General features: G+C 44.5%; 19 protein-coding genes. 14 read left to right on the plus strand and 5 right to left on the minus strand.

Annotated elements, in window-relative coordinates:
- Positions 1 to 87 precede the first annotated feature (87 nt).
- The 12 genes from CLV31_RS08145 (at position 88) to CLV31_RS08200 (ending at position 15,104) form a co-directional block, all read left to right on the plus strand.
- Positions 88 to 369, plus strand: a complete 282-nt coding sequence (locus CLV31_RS08145; RefSeq protein ID WP_111392398.1) for an NAD(P)H-dependent oxidoreductase — start codon at positions 88 to 90, stop codon at positions 367 to 369.
- A 2-nt stretch (positions 370 to 371) separates the two neighbouring features.
- Complete coding sequence (locus tag CLV31_RS08150; protein ID WP_111392399.1) at positions 372 to 2,246, plus strand: monovalent cation:proton antiporter-2 (CPA2) family protein; 1,875 nt, start codon at positions 372 to 374, stop codon at positions 2,244 to 2,246.
- Positions 2,247 to 2,312: 66 nt separating this feature from the next.
- On the plus strand, positions 2,313 to 3,860 hold the full coding sequence (locus CLV31_RS08155) for a tetratricopeptide repeat protein (RefSeq protein WP_111392400.1): 1,548 nt from the start codon (positions 2,313 to 2,315) through the stop codon (positions 3,858 to 3,860).
- A complete protein-coding gene (locus CLV31_RS08160; RefSeq protein WP_111392401.1) occupies positions 3,853 to 5,469 on the plus strand; it encodes a glycosyltransferase family 2 protein in 1,617 nt (538 codons plus the stop codon). Before CLV31_RS08155 ends, CLV31_RS08160 begins: the two co-directional genes overlap by 8 nt.
- Entirely contained in the window at positions 5,466 to 6,620 is a 1,155-nt protein-coding gene (locus CLV31_RS08165) for a glycoside hydrolase family 26 protein (protein WP_111392402.1), read from the plus strand. The genes CLV31_RS08160 and CLV31_RS08165 overlap by 4 nt, the downstream gene beginning before the upstream one ends.
- 62 nt (positions 6,621 to 6,682) lie before the next feature.
- Positions 6,683 to 7,300, plus strand: a complete 618-nt coding sequence (locus tag CLV31_RS08170) for a TetR/AcrR family transcriptional regulator (protein ID WP_111392403.1) — start codon at positions 6,683 to 6,685, stop codon at positions 7,298 to 7,300.
- 142 nt (positions 7,301 to 7,442) lie between these two features.
- Entirely contained in the window at positions 7,443 to 8,792 is a 1,350-nt protein-coding gene (locus CLV31_RS08175; RefSeq protein WP_111392404.1) for a TolC family protein, read from the plus strand.
- A gap of 3 nt (positions 8,793 to 8,795) precedes the next feature.
- On the plus strand, positions 8,796 to 9,845 hold the full coding sequence (locus CLV31_RS08180; RefSeq protein WP_111392405.1) for an efflux RND transporter periplasmic adaptor subunit: 1,050 nt from the start codon (positions 8,796 to 8,798) through the stop codon (positions 9,843 to 9,845).
- Entirely contained in the window at positions 9,842 to 12,877 is a 3,036-nt protein-coding gene (locus CLV31_RS08185) for an efflux RND transporter permease subunit (protein ID WP_111392406.1), read from the plus strand. The genes CLV31_RS08180 and CLV31_RS08185 overlap by 4 nt, the downstream gene beginning before the upstream one ends.
- Before the next feature lie 4 nt (positions 12,878 to 12,881).
- Positions 12,882 to 13,130 (plus strand): acyl carrier protein, encoded by a 249-nt coding sequence (locus tag CLV31_RS08190; protein WP_111392407.1) that lies wholly within the window; start codon positions 12,882 to 12,884, stop codon positions 13,128 to 13,130.
- 66 nt (positions 13,131 to 13,196) lie between these two features.
- Positions 13,197 to 13,919, plus strand: coding sequence for a CAP domain-containing protein (locus tag CLV31_RS08195; protein ID WP_146250879.1), 723 nt, complete (start codon positions 13,197 to 13,199; stop codon positions 13,917 to 13,919).
- A gap of 105 nt (positions 13,920 to 14,024) precedes the next feature.
- Positions 14,025 to 15,104 carry an MBL fold metallo-hydrolase gene (locus tag CLV31_RS08200; protein WP_111392409.1) on the plus strand — a complete coding sequence of 360 codons (1,080 nt, stop codon included), beginning with the start codon at positions 14,025 to 14,027 and terminating at the stop codon, positions 15,102 to 15,104.
- Here CLV31_RS08200 and CLV31_RS08205 read toward each other — a convergent pair.
- Genes CLV31_RS08205 through CLV31_RS08220 form a run of 4 tightly spaced genes read right to left on the minus strand, consistent with a single transcriptional unit; the run spans position 15,101 to position 19,303 of the window.
- Entirely contained in the window at positions 15,101 to 15,889 is a 789-nt protein-coding gene (locus CLV31_RS08205; protein ID WP_111392410.1) for an AAA family ATPase, read from the minus strand. The genes CLV31_RS08200 and CLV31_RS08205 overlap by 4 nt on opposite strands.
- 51 nt (positions 15,890 to 15,940) lie before the next feature.
- On the minus strand, positions 15,941 to 16,528 hold the full coding sequence (locus CLV31_RS08210; protein ID WP_111392411.1) for a Maf family nucleotide pyrophosphatase: 588 nt from the start codon (positions 16,526 to 16,528) through the stop codon (positions 15,941 to 15,943).
- Positions 16,497 to 17,807: a DUF1015 domain-containing protein gene (locus tag CLV31_RS08215; protein WP_111392412.1), complete on the minus strand. Its 1,311-nt coding sequence runs from the start codon at positions 17,805 to 17,807 to the stop codon at positions 16,497 to 16,499. The genes CLV31_RS08210 and CLV31_RS08215 overlap by 32 nt, the downstream gene beginning before the upstream one ends.
- The gene (locus CLV31_RS08220) at positions 17,807 to 19,303 is read right to left on the minus strand and encodes an acetyl-CoA carboxylase biotin carboxylase subunit (protein WP_111392413.1); all 1,497 of its coding nucleotides are present in this window, start codon (positions 19,301 to 19,303) and stop codon (positions 17,807 to 17,809) included. The genes CLV31_RS08215 and CLV31_RS08220 overlap by 1 nt, the downstream gene beginning before the upstream one ends.
- A gap of 182 nt (positions 19,304 to 19,485) precedes the next feature.
- Between CLV31_RS08220 and CLV31_RS08225 the strand changes: the two genes are divergently transcribed.
- Together CLV31_RS08225 and CLV31_RS08230 are read left to right on the plus strand one after the other, a co-directional pair.
- Positions 19,486 to 20,736 (plus strand): aminotransferase class I/II-fold pyridoxal phosphate-dependent enzyme, encoded by a 1,251-nt coding sequence (locus CLV31_RS08225; protein ID WP_111392414.1) that lies wholly within the window; start codon positions 19,486 to 19,488, stop codon positions 20,734 to 20,736.
- A 102-nt stretch (positions 20,737 to 20,838) separates the two neighbouring features.
- Positions 20,839 to 21,015 (plus strand): histone H1, encoded by a 177-nt coding sequence (locus CLV31_RS08230; RefSeq protein ID WP_111392415.1) that lies wholly within the window; start codon positions 20,839 to 20,841, stop codon positions 21,013 to 21,015.
- Between the two features lie 69 nt (positions 21,016 to 21,084).
- On the opposite strand, the gene CLV31_RS08235 is transcribed toward CLV31_RS08230, so the two are convergent.
- Positions 21,085 to 22,923 (minus strand): M1 family metallopeptidase, encoded by a 1,839-nt coding sequence (locus tag CLV31_RS08235; RefSeq protein WP_111392416.1) that lies wholly within the window; start codon positions 22,921 to 22,923, stop codon positions 21,085 to 21,087.
- Between the last annotated feature and the right edge of the window lie 163 nt (positions 22,924 to 23,086).

Genomic DNA, 23,086 nt, shown 5'->3' on the forward strand with positions numbered 1-23,086 from the left:
ACAGCTCTCGATAGGTGTCATGAATAGTCTTTTCCATCCCGCAACGTTAGTCCCCATTCCATTACCCTTCAAGATGTGGTTCTTCGGATGGATACAAATAAGTATGTGATGAATGTGGTCACCTCCGGAGGATCCAAGGACATTTATTCTCCAGAAGGCCGAAATCGCTATACCATCGAAGAATTTCTCAGGCCTTTTGAGGCTACGGCATACCTTTGCCTGATGCGTTATTTGCCCCCGTTTCATGTGGGCGGAACCCACCGGATTTCCCCTGAAGAGCTCGAAGGCAAAGCCCAGGTCTATCGGGATTTGATTTTAACCCTGAGAGATGCTGAGCGCATTGATTTCCCATACATTCAAAAGACTTGACCATGGAAGGATTTTTTGCACAAGCTATCATCTATATCCTTGCAGCGATCATTTGTGTATCGATTGCTAAAAAACTGGGAATGAGCTCCGTATTGGGTTACCTTCTTGCAGGAATCCTGATCGGCCCCTATGTATTCAAATTCATTTCTAACGAGTCCGAAGGACAGGACATCATGCACGGGACCGAGTTTGGTGTAGTCATGATGTTGTTTCTAATCGGATTGGAACTTGAGCCCAAAAACCTTTGGAAAATGCGGGATTTGATTCTCCGGGTGGGATTGGCTCAGGTGCTGCTCACCTCGGGGGTGATTTTTTTATTGGGACTGGTCCTCGGAGTTTCTTGGAACATTTCCTTGACCGCCGCTTTGTCTATTTCCCTTTCCTCAACGGCAATTGTCCTCCAATCCCTCAAGGAAAAGAATCAGATGGACAGTATCGAAGGAAAAATGTCCTTTGGAGTACTTCTGCTTCAGGATATAGCGGTGATACCGATTCTGGCTATTTTACCTCTCCTCGCCCTGAATGCTCCTGAGCTGATGGAGGGGGGAAATCATGGTGGCTTTTTTGACCCATATCCGGGATGGATCCAAACCCTCGCCATATTTGCTGCTATAGGCCTCGCTATCTTAATGAGCAGATATGCCTTCGGCCCTTTGTTGAAATTGGTGGTGAAGACCCATCTACGGGAACTGTTTGTAGCCACCGCTTTATTGATTGTGGTTGGAATCGCCTACTTAATGATCCTGGTGGGGTTGAGCCCTGCTCTTGGAGCCTTTTTGGCAGGAGTGGTTTTGGCCAATTCTCCCTATAAGCATGCGTTGGAAAGTGATTTGGAACCCTTCAAAGGCATCTTGTTGGGTTTATTTTTCATAGCCGTGGGCTCTACGATCAACTTTTCGCTGATTTCATCCGAACCCACAAAAATATTCGGACTCACCCTTGGAGTCATGCTGGTGAAGGCGCTGATCTTATTGGGAATTGGAAAATTCAGAAAATTAAGTCTTCCCGAAAACCTCAATTTTGCCTTTGGTTTAGCACAGGCAAGCGAGTTTTCCTTCGTTACCTATTCTTTTGCCTTTCAGCTGGCGATTCTGACCCGTGCTGATGCTGATACCTTGATGGCGGTGACAGCATTAAGCATGGCATTAAGTCCGGTTTTGATGTTGATTTTGGACAAAACCATCATTCAACGGGAAGGAATGGCTGAAAAGAAAAAAGGTGGGGAATCAGATTTGATCAACGAAAAAAATCAGGTGATTTTATTGGGTTTTGGAAATTTTGGCTCTACTGTCGGTCGCTTTCTAAGAGCAAACGGAGTTGAAGCGACCATCATGGATTCCGATCCCGATCAGGTTGACTTTTTGAGGCAAATGGGCTTCAAGGTATATTTTGGTGATGGGACAAGAATAGACTTGCTGCATGCTGCGGGAGCCGAACAGGCGAAAATTTTGATTTCGGCCATTGACAGTACTGAGCACAGTATCAAAATCATCAAACTCTGTCGTGAACATTTTCCACATCTTGAAGTCATGATTCGAGCCAGGAATCGATTTGATGCCTATGAACTCCTGGATGAGGGAGTGGATAATATCTATCGGGAGCATTTGGATACGTCTATTCGGATGGGAGAAGATGCTTTGAAAAAATTGGGATTTCGAGCACATACCGTACATCGGCTCGGCAAACAATTCAGAGATTACGATGAGCAAGCCCTAAAAGTGCTGGTCCAATTCAAAAACAACCGAAAAGAATACATTTCCAAAGTCCGGAAGCAGATCGAAATGCAGGAAAGTCTATTGTCTGGCGAATTAAGCCGGAAATTTTCCCTCAATGACCACGCTTGGGACAGTGAACAGATGAAGGATCAAAATTCTTAAATCTTAGAATATTCCAATTTTCCTTTAATTTGGAGATGTTTTCACCCAAAACACGCCTCCCAATTAATGGTTCGAAGCATTTTCCTGATGTTTTCGGGAATTTTCGCATGGAAGATTCTTCTGATTTGCCCTTCTATAGGAATCGCGCAAACTCAAGGTTATTATGATTCCCTGGAGCTTGCAAGGTCCAAGATGGATGAGAAAAAGCTAATCGAAGCTTTTGAAATACTCGATCAGTTGGAAAAGCAATTTCCAGGAGAAGAAAATCTGATCCGGATCAAAGGCCAGGCACTTTATTGGTCACAAGATTTTGAACTAACCAAATCCTTCTTTAGAACCAAGATTTCCAGTTTTCCAGACCTCCAGTGGATCAAACTTGATTATGGCAGGATTCTTTATGAACTCCATGAAAACAAGGAAGCAAAGGGAATTTTAGACCAATTTTTAGCACATCAGCCTGAGCATCCCGAGGCCAATCAAATGATGGCGACCTTGAATTATTGGGTAGGGCAATCCCCAAAAAAATCCTACGATTATCTGGAAAAGATTTTAATCCCTTTTCCTGATAATCCATCGGCCCTTGAACTTCAAAAGGAAATCCGTGAAGGCACTTCCCCATTTTTCAAAATCATCACGGGCTATTTTTCGGATTCGCAACCTTTGCAGTTTTTCAATTTCCAACAGGAAGGTTCATTTTACCTCCATAGTAAAATTCAACCCGGCTATTCCTTGAATTACAGAAGTTATTCAATGGGTACAAACGTCTTTTCCATACAAGCCTGGAATAAAATCGGTTGGACCCAAACAGGTACGTCCCTCCTTCTCCGGGGAGGAATGGCGAGTTCTTCGATTTGGGATGGGGCTGAGTTGACTTTTGGGGGCGTATTTTCTCAGCGAATCTCGAAGGATATCGAGTTACGAGCCTCTGTTGATCGAGAGGCCTACTTTTACACCTTGGCAAGTTTGCAGGAAAAGATCATCCCGTTAGTCTTCCGGGCAGAGTTGGGAAGAGAAGTCAGCTCCACCTGGACAGGAAAAGTTCTTTTCCAACGATCCAATTTCGAGGACAACAACAGCGTCCAAACGATTTCCTTTTGGGGTCTTTACCCCTTGATGAATCAGAATTTGGTTCGGATAGACCTGGGTTATGCTTTCATGACTTCTGATTCCGAAGAAGTGAGATTCGAACCGAACCAGCCCATCCTTAACAGACCAAACAACACGGCCATTGGAGAAGTAATCCCGGGTTCATATACCCCATATTTCACGCCGATCCATCAACAGGTACATGGTCTTTTGGCAAAATTGAATGTCAATTTTTCCGGGAATGTGAAATTGGCAATTTCTGGAAATGTTGGAGTGTATGCTGAAATCGATAATCCAAACACCATCTATTATGGAGGTCCCGGAGTAGGAAATGCGCCCATAAAGCCTTCAGATATTTTCTTGGAATTATTCCCAACCCGGTACAACCCGATGGATTTATCCGCTGAGATCACTTGTAACCTGAGCTCAGGTACGTCCCTAAAAATGCAATACACCTATCAGAAAACGATCTTTTTTGAAAGCAATGCTATTCAAGCTGGTCTAAACTTTAGAATTTGGAATGACTGATCGTAGGTTTCAACATTTGTGGTCCTACCAAAAGGCCAAAAAGGTTACCCGGAGAGAAAAGTTTCTTTTGGCTGTTTTGGTGATTGCGGGGATTGCTTCCATTCTTCGGATGGGGGAATGGTGGTTTAGGTCAGAGCACGTTGGAAACGTAGCTCTCTTTTTGGTTTTATCACTTGTTTTTTGGTACGGAATGACTCGGCTAGTCATCATTTGGGTGAATTATCTGAAAATCGGAAATCCGAAAAAGATCGAAGCTCCTCAAAATCTTAAAGTGGCCATTTTCACCACCAGCTCACTGGGGGAACCGCTTTCTATGTTTGAAAAGACCCTCGAGGCCTGCTCCAAAATCACCTATCCCCACACCACCTATCTTTTGGATGATACCCAAGATCCCGAGTTCAGAAAAGTGGCTGAAAAATATGGAGCAGTTTGGTTGGAATTGGTGGGTCTTCCGGGAGCAAAAGCCGGAAAGATCAATGCAGCTTTATCAAAAACGACCGAGGACTTTGTATTGGTGTTGGATCCGGACCATATCCCATTTCCCAACTTTCTGGACGAGGTGCTCGGTTTTTTCAATGATCCTGAAGTGGGGTATGTACAAGTTTCGCAGGGCTATTACAATCAATATCGTTCATTTACGGCGCTGGCAGCAGCAGAGCAGACTTACACGTTTTATGGACCTACTCAAATGGGCATGCATGGGTACAATTGTGCGGTGGTAATTGGTGCGAATTGTACCTTTCGAAGAAAAGCACTCGAATCTGCCGGAGGTCATGGAGTGGGATTAGCAGAGGACCTCGTCACGGCCATCCGGATTCATGCACAGGGCTGGAAATCCATCTATCATCCTGTGATTGTCGCGAGAGGATTGGTGCCAGAGGACTTTGGATCTTTTTGCAAGCAACAACTCAAATGGGCCCGCGGAGTCCATGAGGTATTATTCGATGAAGTTCCAAAACTTTTCAAAAAGCTGAGTTTCTGGCAAAAGTTGTCCTATCTCACCATTGGCACTTATTATCTGGAGGGTTTTACGACACTCATCTATCTCTTGATTCCATTTTTGTATTTCTGGACGGGGATTCTTCCCGCCCAGATGTCTTTTCTGGAATTTGTGACCCACGGTTTTCCAATTGTATTTTTCTCCACGTCGATTTACCTCTACGTTCAAAGGTGGCTTTGTGATCCAAAAACGGAGCGAGGAATCCATTGGAGAGGGATGATCATGAAGTTTGCCTGTTGGCCGGTGTTTTTCTTGGGGTTTGTTCTTTCGCTCTTAAATAAAAAAATCCCCTATATCCCTACCGCGAAGCAAGCCGTGATCGGCGGTGTTTCTCCTTTTGCCAAGCCTCTTCTGGTCCAACTTGTAATTTTCCTGCTGACATTAGGAACAGTAATGTACCAACGAATCTGGGTGCTGTCCGAAGTGGAGTTACTGAGTACGGCTGAAATCACCTATGGGATGCTTTTCTTTGCTTTGATTCCTTTCTTTATGGCGGTTTGCAGCATGTATGCCGTTTGGGAATCCGGGCGATTAGAGGTGGCATCGCCATGGGAACAGGTAAACTTGAATCAGATTAAACACGGTAAAAAAGAAGTAAATCATCCATGAAAAAAGTAATCGCCCGCTTTTCCGTAGTTTTTGCCGCCATCGTAGTTGGGCTGACTTTAGTCTACCTGCTCGCGTTTCTAGGAGATAAATCTTCTGGACCTGCCGAAAATTTGCTCAATTCACTCAACCGATCAGTTTTTGAATTGGAGGAGGAATATATCCTGAAACACAAATCCGAAAGTCGTGCCCAACGTCTCAAATGGCTAGGTGCTTCGCTTCGAAACAAGGATTCACTTCAAAGTTTAAATCGGTTTTTGCTTGGCGCGTATGACCATAGGGTCGATATTTCCCTTCAGCCCATCCTTGACTTGGAGGATTCGCTGCGAACTACTTTTCCGCTCATCCACATCTACACCGCTTGGGGGAGCAAAAAAGAGCAACGGTTTCCCGCTGAGAAAGTAAGAGCCATTACCACATTGGGTTCTATCCCTGTCATCACCTGGGAACCTTGGCTAAATGATTTTACCGGAGGAGAAAATCAGGGAATTCCTACAGGCCAAGATCCAAATAAAGGTGGGCTCAAGCGGATAGTAGTGGGCAAATATGACACTTATATTCGGCAATGGGCCGAAGAAGCCAAGGATTCGGGCGTAACGCTCCTGCTCAGGCTTGGACATGAAATGAACGATCCCTATCGATATCCCTGGGGACCTCAAAACAATCAGCCTGAGGATTACATTGCTGCTTGGAAACATGTCGTAGGCATTTTCAGAGAATTGAAGGCTGACAATGTGATATGGATATGGGCACCCCATCTCGCTTATGGGGAATTGGAGGCGTTTTTTCCAGGCGCTGATTGGGTAGACTGGATCTCCACCGGCACATTGAATTATGGAACCGTTGCCCCCTGGAGTCAATGGTGGAGCTTTGAGGAAATTTTTGGAAAACACTATCCAGAACTGGAATCTTATCAAAAGCCTATCCTGATTGCAGAATTCGGATCGCTTTCGGTTGGAGGCAACCGTTCAGAATGGTACGGAGCAGCGTTGAAGAACTTCAAAACAAGATTCCCTATGGTCAAATCCTTACTGCTTTTCCACCATGGCAATGACAACAGTACCACTTACCAAAGTTTGGATTGGACCATTCAGCGTGATCAGGAAGTGTTGGACACCTTAAGAAAGTATCTTCCTGAAATTCTTGAAAAATAATAATTGAAATTGTTGGATTATTAAACACTGTTTAATTACATTTGATCGTTCAAAAAATAATCATGGGAATCTCAGATCGGAAAGAAAGAGAAAAGGAAGAATTGAGGGAGCGGATCTTATCTGCTGCCAAGTCCCTATTTCTTGAAAAAGGAATTGAGAAAACCTCTATCCGAAATATCGCGGATCAGATCGAATACAGTCCGGGAATTATTTACCATTACTTCAAAGATAAGAACGAGATTTTTCACGCTTTACATCAAGGAGGATTCAGACAGTTGATGGATAAAATGAGTGTCTTAGCCTCGGTCCGCAATCCTTTAGAAAGACTGAAAGCCATGGGAAGTATTTATGTAAGGTTTGCCATGGAAAATCCTGACATGTACGATCTTATGTTTATCAAGGAAGCGCCCATTGACCATGTTGCAAGTTCCGAACATGACGATTGGAAAGAAGGGGGAGGGACATTTAATTACCTCAGACTGACCATACGAGAGTGCATTGCCCAAGGAAATTTTCAAGGACATGACGAGGAAGCCCTCTCCTATTTGATCTGGTCTGCGGTACATGGCATGGTTTCGCTGCATATCAGAAAGCGATGTGAAGTCATTTGTTCTGATCGACAAACGAACATTGTAGCTGATGGTCTTGAGGAATTTTTCAAGATGCTGGATCGACTTTAAAAAAATTTGCCATGAAATTAAACACTGTTCATTTTTATAACACTGAATAATATAATAATATCTGTCAGGAGTGCAACCCTATACCGCCGGTATTAATCTATTCCTTGATCTAATCTGAGACCACAGAAAACTATTCCCCAATATGAAAAAATCCCTTCTCCTTCTTCTGGGATGCTTGGTTTTGACTCCAGTCGAATCCATGGCTCAAGGCCAGCTCGAAGCCTATATTTCCTTCGGTCTTGAAAACAATCTGGTCCTGAAAGAAAAAAGCATCGAATTGGAAAAAAGCCTTTTGGCCCTTAAAGAGGCTAAAAGTTACTTTTTGCCCTCTTTAGATTTTGGGGCCAATTACACGCTGGCAAGCGGTGGCCGAACCATTGATATACCCATTGGTACGCTGCTCAACCCGGTGTATGCTACTCTTAATCAACTGACTGGCTCTAATGCTTTTCCTCAATTGGAAAATGTATCCGAGCAGTTTCTCCCTGACAATTTCTATGATGCCCGGTTTCGGGCAAGCTTACCGATCTACAACAAAGACCTTCAGTATCAAAAGCAGATCCGGGCCGATCAGATTCGCATTTCCCAATATGAACTGGAAATCTACAAATCGCACCTAACTCAAGAAATCAAAATTGCCTACTTCACCTTTTTGAGTGCCCACACGGCAGTGGAATTGATCCAAAGCAGCAAAAGATTGGTCCTTCAGAATCTTAAAGACAACCAATCCCTATTGAAAAACGGGAAGGTATTGCCTGCCGCTGTTTTGCGAGCCGAAAGCGAGGTTCAGAACATCGAAGCCATGCTGATCGATGCAGAAAATAAAAGGAAAAATTCGGCTCAATACTTTAATTTTCTTTTGAACCGCCCATTGTCCGAACCGATTATTGCTGAAAACCAAGCGCTGGATCTTGACGGAATTACACGGATTCTTGAAGAAACCAATTTAAAGCTAAGACCTGAAATCCTTCAAATCCAAACCGCTGAATCGATTCAACAAACGCTACTGCAGTCAGGAAGATCGTTTTGGGTACCCAAAGTCAACACTTTTGCAGACCTCGGCTCTCAGGCCTTTGACTGGAAGTTTGACAGCCGGTCCAGGTACCTGATTTGGGGCCTAAACCTTAGTGTGCCTATTTTTCAGGGAGGTCGAAATCGGACCCAAATCCAACGGGCCCAGCTCGGAATTCAATCCATTCAGAATCAAATGCAACTCTTGGATCAAAAACTCCATCTGGAACTAGAGTTGGGAAAAAATGAACTCCAGACGCAGATCGCATCTTTAAAGTCAGCTGAAAAAAAGCTGGAAGCGGCCAATGCCTATTTCAGATTAGTGGATCGGGGCTACCGCGAGGGAGTCAATTCCCTGATCGAATTTATCGATGCCCGCAACCAATTTACCCAAGCCAGTCTTCAACAAAACATCATTTCCTATCAGGTCCTCAAGAGCCTGGCACAACTTGAGCGTCAACTCCAAACTCAAACCAATTAAGTCATGAAAGCCCTTTCAAAATACATCCTGGTCGTTTTATCAGGCCTTTCCTTTGCCTGCGGAAAAACAGAGCCCCAAACCCAGATTCCTGCCAAAGGTCAGGCGGTTCCGGTTACCTTACTTTCCCTCAAGTCTGGCGACTTTTCAACGGAAATTCAGGCCAGCGGTACCTTTTCAACCCAAGACGAAACACTCCTTTCATTCAAAGTAGGCGGTATCGTTTCTCAAATACTGGTCAATGAAGGTGATCCGATCAAGCCTGGACAGATCTTGGCAAGCCTTGATCTGACCGAGATTCAAGCCGGGTTGGCACAAGCCAGATTAGGTTACGAAAAGGCCCTTCGTGATCAGCAAAGGGCCGAAAGACTATTTATCGATAGTGTCGCTACGCTAGAGCAAGTTCAAAATGCAAAGACGGCTTTAGAGATTGCGGAACAACAGTTGAAAGCCTCCCAATTCAATCTTACATATTCTCAGATTCGGGCTCCAAAGGCGGGATTTGTCCTTCGCAAATTTGTCAATCCTGGACAGCAGGTTTCCTCCGGTGCAGCTGTGCTTCAGGTGAATGGAGCAGCATCCGGGAATTGGGTCCTTCAGGTTACCGTCAATGACCAAAATTGGAGTCAGATCCGCGAGGGTGATCCAGCTACCCTGCTGCCTGCAAATTCTTCCATGGAAATACCCGGAAAGGTAATCCGCAAAAGTCAGGCGACCGATCCGCTTACCGGCACCTATTGGGTGGAAATCAGTCCGGAAAAAACAAAGGGCTTGGAACTGGCAACTGGCATGTTTGGAAAAGCTATCATTCGACCCAGCCTTCAATCTTCAGGATGGGAAATACCTTTCGGTGCACTTTTGGACGCCCAGGGTGATGAAGGTTTTGTGTATGTTACTCCTGATAGGAAATCCGCAAAGCGAGTCGCTGTCAAGATTGGAAAAATTTCAAAATCATCTGTCCAGATAGTATCCGGTCTTGAAGACTACCAAGAATTGATTGTATCCGGAAGTGCGTATCTGACCGATGGTTCCATCATTCAAATTCAAAAGCCATGAGGATATCAGATTTTGCAGTAAAGAATTACCAATTTACGCTGGTAATCTTTCTGATGACTGTGGCTGTGGGCCTGACCACATTTTTTACAATGCCCAGGAGTGAAGACCCAGTCATCGAGGCACCTCAGTTTCCGGTCATCGTCATTTATCCGGGAGCCAGTCCTGAAGATATGGAAGAGTTGGTCGTGGACCCGCTGGAGGAGGCTATTTATGCGCTGGAAAGCATCAAACGAATCAAGACTGAAATCAAAGATGGAGTTGCTGTCCTTTTTGTAGAGTACAATTACAATGAGGACGTGGATGAAAAGTATCAAGAGTTGGTTCGGGAAGTCAATTCGCTTAGGCCCGAGCTACCCGCGGATATTTTCTCTATCAAAATCAACAAGGTCAGACCTTCAGATGTCAACATCCTACAGGTCGCTTTGATCAGCGAAAATGCCTCCAGAGAAAGCCTTAAAAAGTACGGAGAAAGGCTTCAGGATGAATTGGAAAAAATCACAGCACTCAAGAAAGTGGATCTGTTTGGCCTTCCCGAACAAGTGGTACGAATAGAACTCCAACTTGAAAAAATTGCAGAAATGAATATTCCTATCCAGGCTATTCTGGGAAGTATTCAGAGCGAACTCAACAATATCCCCGGCGGACAGGTAGAGGCGGGATCCAAAACATTCAACATTAAAACCAGCGGAAATTACCAATCCACAGAAGAGGTGGCTGAAACTATTGTCTACAGCAATCGGGGAAGGTCCGTCAAACTGAAAGACATAGCAACTATTCAGAACGGATTTGAGGAAACAAAACATATCACCCGCTTGAATGGATACCGCTCTATTTTCGTTACAGCAGCTTTGAAAGAAGGCAATAACATATCCAGTATTCAGGAAAATTACCTGACCGCCATTCAAAAAGTTAAATCCGAACTTCCTGAAAACATTGACCTGGTCCTAGCCTTTGATCAGGCAGACTATGTCAATCGGCGGTTGGGAGGCTTAGGAGTTGATTTTTTGATTGCCATTGCGTTGGTCTTTCTCACCCTGCTCCCATTGGGTAATCGTGCTTCCATCATTGTCATGATCTCGATTCCCCTTTCCTTGGCTATTGGATTGGTTCTGCTCAATGCCTTGGGCTATGGACTCAACCAGCTTAGTATCGTGGGTCTTGTAGTGGCCTTGGGTCTATTGGTGGATGACAGCATCGTCGTGGTCGAAAACATCGAGCGATGGATTCGGGAAGGATATTCTAAAAAAGAAGCTGCCCTGAAAGCCACCAAACAAATATCTCTTTCTGTAGTGGGCTGTACGGTCACGTTGATTATTGCATTTCTGCCTTTGGTTTTTTTACCGGAAGGCTCCGGGGATTTTGTACGTAGCTTGCCAATGGCGGTCATCATGAGTGTCTTGGCTTCCATGCTTGTTTCCTTGACGATTATCCCTTTTCTGTCCACCTGGATGCTTAAAGACAAAGGTCCTGACCACAGCAATAAAATATTTGATTGGTTTCAAAAGGGGATTCAACTCAGCTATGCTCCTGTCCTTGAGCGTGCTTTGAACAAACCAAAAACGACCCTATTGATCGCAGCTGCCATCTTCTTGGTGTCACTCTCCTTGTTTCCGATTATTGGATTCAGTCTTTTCCCCCCTTCTGAAAAGCCCCAATTTCTAGTCAACATCACCACCTCACTCCAATCTAACCTCTCTACTACAGACCAAGTCACCAAAGAAGTTGAAGCAGAACTTCTGAAAATCCCTGAGCTCCTGAACTTTGCAACCAATGTAGGGAAAGGAAATCCGAGAATTTACTACAATGAAATTCCTGAAAACGAACGCACGGATTATGCCCAGCTCTTTGTTCAGCTCAGACCCGAAACCTCCCCTCCCCGCAAAATGGAGATCATCCAAGCACTTCAACAATCCTTCTCGGGTTTTGTGGGTGCAAAAGTGGAAGTGAAGAATTTTGAACAAGGTCCTCCGGTGACTGCTCCGGTCGAAGTCCGATTATCCGGAGATAATCTGGATACTCTTAGAACCTTGGCCATTCAGGTAGAACAGCTACTAAAGCAAACACCGGGTACCCTTTACATCAACAATCCAGTTGCCAATCTGAAAACTGACCTCAGGGTCAATATCCAAAAAGAAAAAGCAAGACAGCTGGGTGTAAATACTGCCGAGGTAGACCGAACGGTCCGACTGGCCGTTGCTGGCCTGAATCTAGGATCTTTTAATGATGAAAATGGAGTTGAGCGGAGCCTACTGCTGACTTCTCCCCGTCCGGAAAGGGCTACTTTGGAGACTTTTGACTATCTGTACGTCAATAATCAGCAAGGAGCGGGTATTCCGCTTTCCCAGATTGCAGATCTTTCATTTGAAAGCAGCACTTTGTCCATTGATCATTACAACAAAACCAGGGCAGTATCGATTTCTGCTTTCGTAGATCAGAATTTTCTGACCGACCGGGTGATTGGAGAGGTCATTGCCAAAATGGATCAGTTCCAATTGCCTGAAGGGTATACCTATAAAATGGGCGGAGAATATGAGACCAGACAGGAGTCCTTTGCAGGATTCAATACCGTGATCATAGTCACTGTTTTCCTCTTTATCGCAGTCCTAATTTTATTATTCAAAACCTTCAAAAGCACCATCATCGTTCTGTCCGTTATCCCTCTTGGGATGGTTGGAGCGCTGATTGCACTCTGGATTACCGGGAACTCTTTATCCTTTGTAGCGATTATTGGCTTGATTGCGTTAGCAGGTATTGAGGTGAAAACTTCGATTTTGTTGGTGGATTTTACCAATCAATTGAGGCAAGAAGGTAAAGCCTTGGATCCTGCAATTCGGGAGGCAGGAGAAATCCGGTTTTTGCCAATAGTACTGACCACCATCACGGCTATTGGCGGACTGATCCCGATCGCTTTGAGTACCAATCCTTTGATCTCGCCCTTGGCGATTGTGCTGATCGGAGGATTAATCAGTTCTACTTTGTTATCCAGAATTGTCACACCAGTGATGTATAAATTATTGCCTCCTAAAATTTGAAACCATGAACCAACAATTCTCACAACTCAAAAAGGCAGTTGAAGTCTTTCATTCCTACGGAATTTCTTTGGTCGGCCCCAGAAAAAATGATCATTTCATCCAACATCTCCACATGGATCCAGTCTTTATCAATGGATTGATTTTCGAGCTGGAATACAATCTGCAAGTTATGATTCAGGACGAAAAATTGCGAGGTGCCTGCACGCCCAAAGCTTTGATCGAAATTTTGCTGGCCATACCTCAGGAAAATTGACGAACAGGCTCTTCCAATGAAGTGCAAAGGTCATTGAATCCGAAAAAAAAATTAGAGGTAAAAGAAATGGCAGGGGAGCTAAAATATTTTTGCTCCCTTTTCGTCATTTCTGAAATGGAAAAAAAAGCTTACCTATTCGTTTTGGTATTGGTGATGAGCCAGAGTCTCGGGTTTAGCCAAACCTCACCTACTTCTTACCTCAGTCTTAAACCTACTGCATTTTTCAACCTGGACAAACTCAGGCAACCCATCAATTTTCAGCAGATAGACTATCCGCTTCTTCATGCTGCCATTTATTTCTTCACCAATGAAGAAAGAAGCAAGGCGGGCTTGAAACCCCTCCTTTACTCCCCAGAAGCCTTTCAGGCGGCTCAAGGTCACGCCCAAGATATGGTTTCTCATAAATTTTTCTCCCATACGAGCCCAATTCGATTCAGCCGAACGCTTCGGGATCGGTTAAACCGACAAGAAGCCAACCCTAAGTACATCGGTGAAAATATCAGCAGTACGTTTGGGATTCAATACCAAGAGGGTAAAAAGGTGGGCAAGCCCATCGTTCCCGGGGAGTTTACCTATCTTCAAGCCTCCAAAAGAGAACTAATTCCTCCCCACACCTATTTTTCCTTTGCCCAAAAAGCAGTGCAGCTTTGGATGAATTCTCCGGGGCACAGGCAAAATATCCTGAACCCAATTTTTACTCATTTGGGATGTGGGGCTCAGGTTTATTTTGACCCCAATTTTTATCAAATGCCCTACTTTATGGCGGTTCAAAATTTTATCGGGAGATAAAACTGAAAAAAGAAAAGATTGGACGGATAGCGGAAATTCTTGCTTTTTCATTCCCTGTCAAACTTTCGAAAGAAAAGTCCTGTTAAAGATTTCAACTGAATCCCTATGAACAGAAGGAAATTTTTGACAGGACTGGCGGGGGTGCTTCCGGTCGGTGCTTTGATTTACAATCTGGACTCTGAAAAAGAAATCGCTTTGAGCTACACCTCCAACCCCAAACTCCCCTACGAAAAAAAACCCAGCGATTGGAAAGGTACGCCCATTCGCAGTGACGGGACTTTTCAAAACCTTCATTATCCTTTTGAGGCCAGTTTGGTACAAGTGATCAAGTGGAAGCTTTCTGAAAACCCCTATGCCGAACAGAAAAAACAAGATCAGCGAAGGCTGGAGGTGAATCCTATTGCCCAAATGCCAAATCGAAGCAAAGACCAAATCATCTGGTTGGGCCACGCCAGCTATTTGTGGATATTGAACGGGGTGGTGATTTTGACGGATCCGGTTTGGCTGGACAATTGGGTATTGAAGCGCTTTTCTGAGCTCCCCTTTGACCCGGCTATTTTAAAAGAGGTCAATTACATTTTGATTTCACATGATCACCGGGATCATTGTGATGAAAAGACCCTCCGACTTCTTGGCGACCTGATTCCCCAAGCCAAGGTGCTTACGGGCCTGAATATGCAGCATCTCATTCAAACCTGGATGCCTAAAAACCCAATCCAAGAAGCCGGATGGTTTCAATCCTATGATCTGAAAGAATCGCTGCGGATCACGTATGTTCCATCCCGGCATTGGTCAAGAAGGGGCCTCACAGATACCAATCAACGGCTATGGGGAGGTTATTTTATAGAAACCTCAGACTCCAAATTTTATTTTATGGGAGACTCAGGGTATGGCCCCCATTTCCAGTTGATCTCCGACACCATGGGGGCACCGGATTATGCCATGATGGGGATCGGTGCCTATCAACCCGAGTGGTTTATGCATCCTGCACATACAAGTCCCGCCGATGCAGCAAAGGCTTTTCGGGAAATGGGAGGAAAAAAATTCATTCCGATGCATTTTGGCACTTTTGACCTTTCGGATGAGCCCCTTTTGGAACCATTGGATTGGCTCAAAGCCAACCCGAACGAAGTCAATCACTCCTTGATTACTCCTGTGGTGGGCAAAAATCTCCTTCAGGTTTAAAGAAACCGTAAAAATGCTTCCGGATTGTTGAGGAAGTTTTTCATAATCGTAAAGTGCTCGGTCTCTTCGACCAGCACCTCATGCACTTGCTCATCAAACTGCAAAATCTGAGCATCAGGCAGACTCATCAAGATCGGAGAATGGGTGGCTATGATAAACTGACAGTTTTGCTGGGTCGCCAGGTTTTTGATCAGGGAAAAAAGCGCCAGCTGCCGCTGTGGAGAAAGAGCCGCCTCGGGTTCGTCAATCAGGTAAATTCCTTCGGGTTGAATCCGGTTTTGAAGAACTTTCAGAAACCCTTCGCCATGAGAAACTTGCGTCAAATCACCATATTTCCGTTGCAGGGCTTCTTTTTGACCATGCACAGCACCTACAGCAATTTTTAACCCGTAACCACTCAGATTTTTCTCAAAATCGACAATGTCCCCTTTCAATTCCTGATCAATAGTCCTAAGCCGCTTGACAAATCCAAAGTAATCTTCTGCGCGAAAGAAAAATCCCCGGTAGGTCCGGGTTCGACTCCATTGGGTACGAATTCCCTCACTGAATTTCCTGAATCCACTCAGTGTATCGTCTTGCTCCAAATCTGTACTTCCGATTGCCGGAAGATTGATTTTCAACGCCAATGCTTTTAGCAGGGTGGATTTTCCAGATCCATTTTCTCCTACAAACACCGTAATGGGCTTGGAAAAACTCAATGTTTCCAGACCTCTAAAGGAAGGAATGCTAAACGGAAATTCTTTCGAATTACCGCTGGGAAGGTCAATATGCTGAAGAAAAACCATGGGATTCTAATTTTGACTTGACCTGAGTTCAACTTCATCAACCGATCTCGATTACCACTTTTTAAGTTGTTGGTACACCAAATGAAGGGGAAATCCCATTACGGTGAAATATGAACCTTCTAGAGCCGAAACACCTATGAAGCCAATCCATTCCTGGATTCCGTAAGCCCCGGCTTTATCAAAAGGCTTGTAATTCCGGACATAGTGCCAGATTTCATCCTCTTCCAAAAACCGGAAAGTGACCTTTGCCTCATCTTCAAGCGTGATTTGCTTTTTGGCGCCTTTGAGAGTCACTGCAGTCATCACGGTGTGGGTGGAACCCGAAAGGCTTTTAATCATGTCAAAAGCTTCACGTTCTGATTCGGGTTTGCCTAGGATTTTACCTTTGTGAATAACGACCGTGTCCGAAGTGATCAAAATTTCATGTTCTTGGGGTAAATGAGGATGACTTTCTGCTTTCAATTTGGACAGGTAGGCTGCCACATATTCGGATGGAATATCTGTCGGCACCGTTTCGTCCACAGGATAGACATTTACCTCAAAATCAACTTCCAAACCACGCAAAAGTGCCTGTCGCCTCGGAGAACCAGACGCCAAAATGATTTTTTTATCTTTTATTTTTTCCAAAAAAGGTCCCATAGTCATAGTCAAACTCTTCCTGCTTTATACTTCCAAAAATCAATCCACCCAAGGCTTTGGGATAGAAATAGGTGGACTTTTGTGGCATCACCTGACCGGATTTACAGACTTCCATAATCTGTTTCATTTCCAACTCCTTAGTGATAATCGCGAAGGTAGCTTTTCCTCCTCTTACCTCCCGTAAACATCTGGAAAAATTGCGCTCAAATGCCAACTGAGAGGAGTTCCGCTGTTGTTCCTCATTTAGTCCAAGGATTTTCTCGAAAAGGATATGGTGCAAGATTACCAAATCCAAGTTGCGCAAGACCTCAGGCAATTCGGGTCGGACCTGATCAAATTTATCCGGCTTGAATTTGATCACATAGGCTTCGTCGTCCCAAAGGAGACCAAAGGAACATTTTCGCTGAAAAGAATAGGTGGCCAGCTCTTCTGCATCTCCAAAAACCCGAACATCAAACCATTCCTGAATTCGGTTCAAAAACTCCTCTTTGGAAATTTCTAATCCATAAAAGAGTCGATGAGTCGGTAAGATATTCAAGTGATTGCCAAATACATTGGTAAGATACATCATGTGATAATCCGAACCTTTCCATTCCCGCTCCGGAAAACTGTTTTTCTGTTGTTTTCGGTATTCGATTGCCCCTTCTAGCCGGTGATGTCCGTCAGCCAGGATGATTTTTTTATCTTTCAATTTGTTCAAAAATCGGCAGATGACTTCTGGATTTTGGATTACTGCCAGCACCTCTCGCACTCCTTGATAATCCTCCAATTCATAAAGCGGATTGGCAATGGCCGCGTCCATATACTCTTCCAATTCACAATCTTCATCTTCATAGAGACCATGTGTGGGGCTCACTTGGATTTCCGTCGCTTTCAACAACTCAATCCGGTCATTGACAGCCGATACAATGGTGTTTTCATGACGGAGAATTACCTCCTCAGACCAATCGTAGGCCTTAATTTGAGCAATGAACCCCTTTCGGCAGCGCTCCTCATGCTCTCCGGGCAATCGGAAATATTGGTAATACACGTAAATTCCCGGCAAATTATCCTGAACGAGGATGCCCTCGGATTTCCATCGCTCCAGAATTTTCTGAGCCTCCATCGAAGGAAACTCTCCCTGAGGAACCGATAAGTGAATACTGTTAAGTGGGTTTTGATACAGCATTTCCCGTTGCTTGGCAGAAACTACATCAAAAAGAGGAGCAGTAAGCTCCTCTATCCGATTTCCAAGCTGATCATTGTATCGCCATCCTTTTAAAGGTAGAATCTCAGCCATCAGATCAAGCGGTTTTTCCAGTTGGTAGAAGGTACCGCCCGCATAGGCTTTATGGGATTGATCTTTTGCTCCTCCTTGTCAAAAAACTCAACGGCAAGAGCTGCCAAGAGCTCTTTTTCCTCCTCTGAAAACACGTGTTCGAGCTTTTCAGGAGTAAAATATCGTTCTACAAATTTGGTGTCAAACTGGCCGGAAACAAAGGCTTCATGTTGCAGGGCAAACCGACAAAAATCCAAAGTCGTCTGAATCCCGGTAATCCGGTAGGCATTGATTGCTCCGATCATCCGATTGATGGCTTCCTCACGATTACTTCCGTGCGTGATCAATTTGGCGATCATCGGATCATAATAGATCGGAATATCCATTCCTTCTTCAAAACCATCATCCACTCGGATCCCTGGACCCTGTGGCCTTCTGTAGGTGACTAACTTTCCGATATCAGGCAAGAAATTATTTTTGGGATCCTCGGCATACACACGGATTTCTACAGCATGACCATTGATTTGCAAATCCTCCTGAGCAAATGGTAAAGGATTTCCCTCAGCGATCAGGATTTGTTCCCTCACAAGGTCTTTTCCGGTGATCATCTCGGTGACCGGATGCTCCACTTGAAGTCTCGTGTTCATTTCAAGGAAGTAAAAGTTGAGCTGGTCATCCACGATAAACTCAACCGTCCCCGCACCATAATAATTACAGGCTTTGGCCACGCCGACCGCCGCTTCTCCCATGGCCTTTCGCATCTCCGGGGAAACAACGGCAGAAGGGGCTTCCTCGATTACCTTTTGATGGCGTCGCTGGATGGAGCACTCCCGCTCAAAAAGATATACGGTATTGCCCTGCTGATCCCCTAGTACCTGGATTTCGATATGGCGGGGCGAAGTGATGAATTTTTCGATAAACACCGCCCCGTCACCAAAAGCAGACTGGGCCTCAGATACGGCCCGCTGCATCTGTTCTTCAAACTCTTCTTCAGACTCGACAATCCTCATCCCTTTTCCTCCCCCACCGGCGGAAGCTTTAATTAGAATCGGATAGCCGATTTCGGCTGCTTTTACCTTGGCAGCAGCGATGTCAGAAATCGCTTCTTCCGTACCCGGAACCAAAGGAATATCGTATTTGGCCACTGCTTGCTTGGCAGCCAATTTGGATCCCATGACTTCGATGGATTCAGGTGAAGGCCCTACGAAAATCAACCCCGCCTGAGTGACTTTCTTGGCGAACTCTGCGTTTTCGGACAAGAAACCATATCCGGGATGAATCGCATCCACGCCGAGATCCAAACACGTTTTGATAATCTTATCTCCCAATAAATACGACTGATTGGATGGAGGGGGCCCCAGACAAATTGCCTCATCGGCTAATTTGACATGCGGAGAAAGCCGATCTGCCTCAGAATACACTGCTACGGTTGAAATCCCCATTTCCCGGGCGGTTCGCATGATTCTCAGGGCGATTTCTCCCCGATTGGCGACCAAAAGTTTACTGATTTTTGCCATGTTTAGCTAAAGTTTTTTGGGTAGGTCATGCAGACCCGAGACGAAATAAGGAAAATAATCCGAGCTTTTAGGAGTCTTCTTTTTGATAAAAACTGTTTTTTGCTTCAAAGGTAGATTAGTCTTATTTTTGGCGGATTTTATAGAAAAGTCAAACTACCCACGTACACTAAATTCAAACTACTTTGGATCTATTTGCAAAATTAAAAACGAATATGGGCCCGTTGGGCAAACACTCTGAGTTTGCAGACGGCTATTGGTCATTTCCCAAGCTGGAAGGTGAGATCGCTCCTAGAATGAAGTTTAAAGGTAAGGAAGTCCTTACCTGGAGTTTGAATAACTATTTAGGTCTGGCCAATCATCCGGAAATCCGTAAGGCCGATGCGGATGCAGCAGCGAAATGGGGTGCTGCCTATCCCATGGGAGCCAGAATGATGTCCGGTCAAACCAATCTCCACGAGCAACTGGAAGATGAACTCGCGGCTTTCGTTGGCAAAGAAAAATCCTACCTTTTGAATTATGGTTACCAAGGAATCATGTCTGTCATCGATGCGATCTTGGACCGAAAAGACGTCGTGGTTTACGATTCAGAATGTCATGCCTGTATCATTGATGCACTGAGAATGCATTTGGGCAAGCGCTATGTGTTTCCACACAATGATATTGAAAGCTGCGAAAAGCAACTCGAGCGAGCCACCAAACTTGCAGCCGAAACAGGCGGAGGAATTTTGGTCATCACCGAAGGGGTATTTGGTATGACAGGAGACCAAGGTAAACTGAAAGAGATCTGTGAACTGAAGAAAAAATTTGATTTCAGACTTTTGGTGGACGACGCCCATGGATTTGGAACCTTGGGTGAAACAGGCGCAGGTGCAGGACAAGAACAAGGAGTGCAGGATCAGATTGATCTTTACTTCTCCACTTTTGCCAAATCCATGGCCTCTATCGGTGCATTTATTGCCGGTGATGCAGACGTGATTTTGTACTTGAGATATAATATGCGCTCTCAGATTTTTGCAAAGTCTCTTCCGATGCTGCTGGTGGAAGGCGCATTGAAGCGCTTGGAACTCATCCGAACCCAACCTCAGCTGAAAGATAATCTTTGGAAAATCGTCCATGCCTTGAGAAAAGGACTTCATGAAAACGGTTTCAGCACCGGAAAATCAAATTCTCCGGTAACCCCTGTCGTATTAAATGGCACGGTAGGTGAAGCGGCGGCCCTTTCCATGGATTTGAGAGAAAACTACGGCATTTTCTGTTCAGTAGTGATTTATCCAGTCGTACCTAAAGGAATGATTATCTTGAGATTAATCCCTACAGCGGTACATACTTTGGAAGATGTGGAAGAAACTGTTACAGCATTTGCGGCGGTAAAAGACAAGTTGACCTCCGGCATTTATAAGAATTCAGAGTTGGCACTTTCCTTCGGAGAATAAAAAAAAATTCAAAAAAAATGGCCTCTGGGTTGAAATAGAAAGTATTTGGGCTATATTGGTTCTCAATAAACTTATCATCAACCTAAAAAATAAACTTTTACTATGAGCAGATTTAGTGAAGTAAAAAATCTTGTAATGAGCTTGGAAGCTGACTTCGAAAAGTTCTATGACAAAGGCAATCAAGCTGCCGGTACCCGAGTTCGTAAAGGCATGCAGGAATTGAAAAACCTGGCGCAAGAAATCCGTACTGAAGTACAAGACAAAAAGAACGCTGGTTGATCCAAACAATAAAAAAAGGTGGTTCCAAAACCACCTTTTTTCGTTTGATCAAACTGATAAAGTGGAGCCTTAAAACTCCACTTTATTATTTTCCGGCTGTAGGTCAGCCAATCTTTTGCTGGGGTCAATTTCCACTGACTTGATCTGATCGAAGGGTTTTTCCAGCTGAATAGTCTTGGTCAAATTGGTCCATGGCCATGCTTCTGTCTTAATTCTTGTAGGCATATCTGCTTCTTGGACTTTCTCACCTCTCATGATCACCAAAGGCAGATACACCATTTCTTGGGTACCGTCTTTATAAGTGATTACCACATCCAAAGGCATGGGCATCAACCCAATACGCTCCAAAGTGATAGCTGTTCCTGTTGCACTTGCTTTTACTTCCTTCACACCATAGTCGATGGTTTTGGTGGAATTGACAAAATACTCCTTGTACCAATCCAATTCCAAACCACTTTCTTTTTCCATCACCCGGATGAAATCATTTACATTGGGATGACGAAACTGCCAAGTATTCCAATACCGAAGCATCCCCCGGTCTCTTACTTCTTCACCGAGAACATAGCCCAATTGGGCAAGAAATACGGCGCCTTTGGCATAAGCCGCCGAACTGTAAGCCGTATTGGTATGGTAATGATCCGAATGGGTAGACATGGGTTCTTCCAATCCAGACTTGGCCAGACGATAATATCCTGCATAAGAACCTCGCTGTGGATTTGGATTGGCTTGAAAAATATTCGCCATAGTCAAGTTGGTCGCATAGGAGGTGAATCCCTCGTCCATCCATGGATACAATGATTCATTGGTTGCCAATACCCCATGAAACCAGCTATGGGCCAACTCATGCACCAACACCCCCACCAGACTTGGCAAAGATCGTTCACCTGTAATGAGGGTAGACATGGCATACTCCATTCCTCCGTCTCCTCCTTGCACCACTGAAAACTGTTTGTAAGGATATTGCCCGAATTTCTTCGACATAAAATCGATCGCTTTGGGAGTCAATTCTTTGAGTTTCTCCCAGTTTTCGGAAGTCTTCTCGCCGGGAATGTAGAAATGGTGAACCATGATCCCGTTGGACATTTGGATCTTGTCATGCTTGTATTTGGGGTCTGCTCCCCACATGAAGTCGTGAACCTTGGGTGCTACAAAATGCCAAGTCAAGGTATTTCCCTTTGGTGCAGGCACTTTCACACCTGCATCTTCGTAGCCATGACCAATTTCATTTGGATTTTGCAAATAGCCTGTCCCACCCAGGACATAGGATTTGTCAATTGTGATTTTCACCTCAAAATCTCCAAAGATCCCATAGAACTCACGTCCGATGTAGGGGTTGGCATGCCAGCCTTGTTCGTCATAATTGGCCATTTTGGGATACCATTGCGACATGGAGTACCGTACTCCTTCGTCACTGTCACGACCTGAACGTCTCACCTGCAAAGGAACCTGACCCTCAAACTCCATCTCTAAAGTAACCGTGGTATTAGGCAATATTGGCTCGTGTAAGTCAACCTCCAATATGGTTTCTACCTCTTTGAACTTGACCGATTTTCCGTTCATTTTCAGGCTTTTCGCATGAAGGTATCCTATTTCTTCAGGCTTCAATTTGAAGATCCGATCCTTCACCCGAGCGTCGGGATCCGCGATGGTTCGAGAGCGGACATCCATCATACTGCCTGGTTGGAAGGCATTGTAATACAGATGATAGAATACACGAGTAAGTGTATCCGGTGAATTGTTGGTGTAGTTGAGCGTTTGAGTTCCGGAATATTGGTTGGTTTTGACGTCCATTTGGACCTCCATTTTGTAGTCGACCGCTTGCTGAAAACGACCGTTTTGGCCGAAAGCAGCTCCTGTTCCTACAAAAAGAAAAAGCCCAACCAAAGGCTTCATCCAATTTTTAAGCATATCGTTAATTTTTTTTCTAAAGAAAACCAAATCTATCCCCCTACCCAAACCGACCGTAAAAAATTGGAATCCCAAACTTTTTCGCTGTTCATTTCCATTAGAATAATTTTTCCTTCCCTTTCCAAAACATTTCTTTTAATTGAATTGAAATTGAAAACCACCT

This window comes from Algoriphagus aquaeductus (assembly GCF_003253485.1).
GTDB lineage: Bacteria > Bacteroidota > Bacteroidia > Cytophagales > Cyclobacteriaceae > Algoriphagus > Algoriphagus aquaeductus.